A 2,195-nucleotide genomic window follows, 5' to 3' on the forward strand; every position below is an offset into this window, starting at 1 on the left:
ACTGGAAGACCAACCCGGCCACCCAGATCAAGTGGGGCCTGGACTACATGAACTCCCGCTACGGCAGCCCGGTCGGCGCCTGGAACTTCTGGCAGACCCACCACTGGTACTAAGCCACCAGTAGGCAGCAGACGCACGAGAACGCCCGGCCGGGACCTCCCGGCCGGGCGTCTTCGCGTGAAAAACCGCAGAGCCTTGCCCCGGATCTCTCACGCCCTGCCGGAAGGCCTGCACGTCGGAGCACGCTGGCCCGGAGGGGAGGCCCGCGCATATTCACGGCGGCGCCTCACACCCCCGTCGGCCCCGGTTGAAGCCGTGACCGGTCACGTCCGCCAGTACGTACCCGCACGGGAGTCGACGTGTACCAGGTGTCGGCCGACGCGCACCACGTGGTAGCCGGTACCGGCCCAGGAGCCGGTGTCGCCACCGTCGGCGGGCAGTGGGCTCCAGACCTCCAGGAAGGTACTGCCGTCCGGGTTGGTGCCCCACTCGATGAGGTTCGCACCCTCCCACCGGAAGGTGCCCGTGTCCTCCCCGGGCTCGCCCTCCAGGTGGTGGAAATGCACGCGGGAGCCGTCGAAGGACGTGACGCCGGCGAAGCCCCGGCTGTCGGCGAAGTACGGGCCGGCCTGCAGCCACACCACCTCGCGGTCTTCCACCAGGGGCCCGCCGTTCCGGCTGATGCCGCGCCGCAGCCACGCACCCCGCTCGGGCACCGGGATGCCCGGCCCGCCCGCTGCCGGAGGGGTTCCGAGGCCGCCTGCCGGCTCAGGCATCGGCGGCGGTGTCGTCCACGGCCAGCAGCGAGAGCTCGATGTTCCCGCGGACCGCCTGGGAGTAGGGGCAGACCGCATCCGCCCGGTGGAGCAGGGGCAGCAGGTCAGCCGCCTTCCACCCCGGCAGGGAGACCGTGAGGCCGACCGCGAGACCGTATCCGGCGGGCGTGTCCGTGGTACCGAGCTGTACCTCGCACGCGACGCGCGCGGCCGAGGCATCCGCCCCGAACTCGGCTGCGACCTCGGCCAGCGCAGACGTGAAACAGGCGGCGAACCCGGCCGCGAACAACTGCTCGGGGTTGGTGGTACCGGGCACCTTCTTGCGCGGCGGGGCCAGACGGACGTCGAGGCGCCCGTCGTCGGTGACCACCGATCCGGTACGGCCCCCGCTGGCGTGTGCGGTCGTCCGGTAGAGGGTGCGGGTCAGCGGCACGGTCATGTGGTCAGCCCATCTGTGCGACGAGGGAACGCCGCCCGGGGCCGGACAGCGCTACGGCGCCTGCCGGTGGGACGGCGCCTGGCGCGTCGTCGTGCATAACCGGGTACGGCGCATCTCGTCCGGGGCCTCGGGACCGGGCCGCCGAACAATCTAGCAACGGGAGCAGGCCCGCCGGGACGTTCACCTGTGGTGACCCTCCTCACCCGCCCCCACCGACCGGCGTCCCCGGCCGACACGCGCCAAGCGCCCCGGCCGGCTCGAACGGACATACGTCCCCGTCGGCGGGGTCGTCGGCGGTGGGCTCGTTGAGTGCACGGAGTTCGGCGGCGGCCTCGGTCGGGCTGTGCGGGCATGAACTCTGCTCGGCGACCCGGACGGTGACGGGTTCCTGGTGTCTGCAGGGCCCCGCAACACAGTGGCTCTGCATCCGGATGATGCTCCGGGGCTCCAACAGCATCCGGACCTCAAGCATTTCGGGGGGTGCTGCGGCCTCGACGGCCAGAGTTGCATGAACCGGCTGTGCCCTTGCGGTGCATGATCCTGCGCTGGCGCGAGCAGACGGGTGACCTCGGGGGACGGGCTGAAGTAGCGGCGGCCGTTCTGTGTCTTCTCGTGCCGAGACATCGCGGTAGCAGTGGCTCGGTGACGAACGCCCGTCTCGGCCGCATTCCGGCAAGATCAGTTAATGACTGCGGATGACGGAGAGAAGTCCACCGTCGTACGAGTAGCGCTCACCAGCACAGTGCAGCAGCGACTCGTGCAGCCTTCGGATCTCCGCCCGTGCCAGCTCTGTGTTGCGGAAACGGATGGTGGTGACTGCCGCCCTGGGGCCGGCACCGGCAGGCTGGAAGCGTTCCCATACGACATTCTTCGTCGCCCCTGGCGCTAGGGTCTGTTGCGAAAGTGGATCTTGATCGGTGATGATCATGGTGTGGCGCGTGGAGATCTGACGGATGCACAGTGGGCAAGGCTGGAGCCGT

General features: G+C 70.0%; 3 protein-coding genes, 1 pseudogene and 1 riboswitch. Of the genes and pseudogenes, 1 reads left to right on the top strand and 3 read right to left on the bottom strand.

Annotated elements, in window-relative coordinates; all coding sequences use genetic code 11:
* Positions 1 to 113: pseudogene (locus tag AB0M76_RS43385) on the top strand (lytic transglycosylase domain-containing protein); the annotation flags it as partial.
* Between the two features lie 210 nt (positions 114 to 323).
* Here the strand turns inward: AB0M76_RS43385 and AB0M76_RS43390 are convergent.
* The 3 genes from AB0M76_RS43390 to AB0M76_RS43400 form a co-directional block, all read right to left on the bottom strand.
* Positions 324 to 776 carry a hypothetical protein gene (locus AB0M76_RS43390; protein WP_365958283.1) on the bottom strand — a complete coding sequence of 151 codons (453 nt, stop codon included), beginning with the start codon at positions 774 to 776 and terminating at the stop codon, positions 324 to 326.
* Complete coding sequence (locus AB0M76_RS43395; RefSeq protein WP_266659945.1) at positions 769 to 1,215, bottom strand: Ohr family peroxiredoxin; 447 nt, start codon at positions 1,213 to 1,215, stop codon at positions 769 to 771. Before AB0M76_RS43395 ends, AB0M76_RS43390 begins: the two co-directional genes overlap by 8 nt.
* Positions 1,216 to 1,295: 80 nt before the next feature.
* Positions 1,296 to 1,358: riboswitch (guanidine-III (ykkC-III) riboswitch) on the bottom strand.
* Positions 1,359 to 1,897: 539 nt separating this feature from the next.
* Positions 1,898 to 2,195 (bottom strand): hypothetical protein (locus AB0M76_RS43400; RefSeq protein ID WP_365958284.1); only part of this gene is annotated, 298 nt, incomplete at its 5' end.

It is taken from the genome of Streptomyces sp. NPDC051364, from assembly GCF_040682115.1.
GTDB lineage: Bacteria > Actinomycetota > Actinomycetes > Streptomycetales > Streptomycetaceae > Streptomyces.

Excerpts from the sequence above, each read along its gene's own strand:
- AB0M76_RS43390 (WP_365958283.1), bottom strand. The coding sequence starts at position 776 with ATGCCTGAGCCGGCAGGCGGCCTCGGAACCCCTCCGGCAGCGGGCGGG.
- AB0M76_RS43395 (WP_266659945.1), bottom strand. The coding sequence starts at position 1,215 with ATGACCGTGCCGCTGACCCGCACCCTCTACCGGACGACCGCACACGCC.